1 protein-coding gene is annotated in these 853 nt (G+C 70.1%); it reads right to left on the minus strand.

The window, feature by feature from the left end; translation table 11 throughout:
- Nucleotides 1-847: polyketide synthase dehydratase domain-containing protein (locus J5X86_RS52365; RefSeq protein ID WP_308125004.1), on the minus strand; the 847-nt coding region annotated here is incomplete at its 3' end.
- Between the last annotated feature and the right edge of the window lie 6 nt (nt 848-853).

An 853-nucleotide genomic window follows, 5' to 3' on the forward strand; every position in this document is an offset into this window, starting at 1 on the left:
CCGAACGCACCAACCCCCACACCGCAGCAGCCGCCACATCCGGCACATCCTCACCCAACACAGCAGCCACCGCACCCCGCGTCACCACCACCAACCGCGAACCAGCAAACCGCTCCTCAGCCAACCACCCCTGCACCACACCCAACACACGATGGGCGAGGTGGCGTGTGGCGGACGACAGATCCTGTGCACCCGGGCCCGACTCGGACACGCATGGCACGAGGACGACGTCCGGGGAGCCTGCCAGGGTGGCCAGTTCCGGGCAGCTGATTACGTTGTGGCCTGCCGCATCCAAGGCGGCGGTGAGGCCGAGATCGTCCGACCCGACGATCGCCCACTGAGCCTGGGATGCAACCCCCGGCATGTCCTCGGAAGGCACGCGATCCCATTCCACGGTGAACAGCGAGTCCCTGGCCACCTGCGGGGACGCGGTGAGCTGCTCGGCCACCACCGGCCGCCCCACGAGTGAGTCGACCGAGGCCACCGGTACCCCGTCGGCGTCCGCCACCAGCACCGAGATCCCCTCGGCTCCCGACGGCGACAAGCGCACCCGCAGCGCCGTCGCACCCGTGGCATACAGGGAGACACCCGTCCAGGCGAACGGCAGACGAGCGGGGCCCGTCTCCTCGCCGTCCGGGCCCACCCCGGCCATATGGAGGGCGGCGTCGAGGAGGGCCGGATGCAGACCGAACCGCCCCGCCTCCGCACGCTCCTCCTCCGCAAGCGCCACCTCCGCAAACACCTCATCACCACGACGCCACGCAGCCCGCACCCCCCGAAACACCGGCCCATACTCCAAACCCACCCCAGCCAACCGCTCATACACACCACCCACATCCACCGCCACCGCACC

The organism is Streptomyces sp. NEAU-YJ-81 (genome assembly GCF_017592595.1).
Classification (GTDB): Bacteria; Actinomycetota; Actinomycetes; order Streptomycetales; family Streptomycetaceae; genus Streptomyces; species Streptomyces hygroscopicus_B.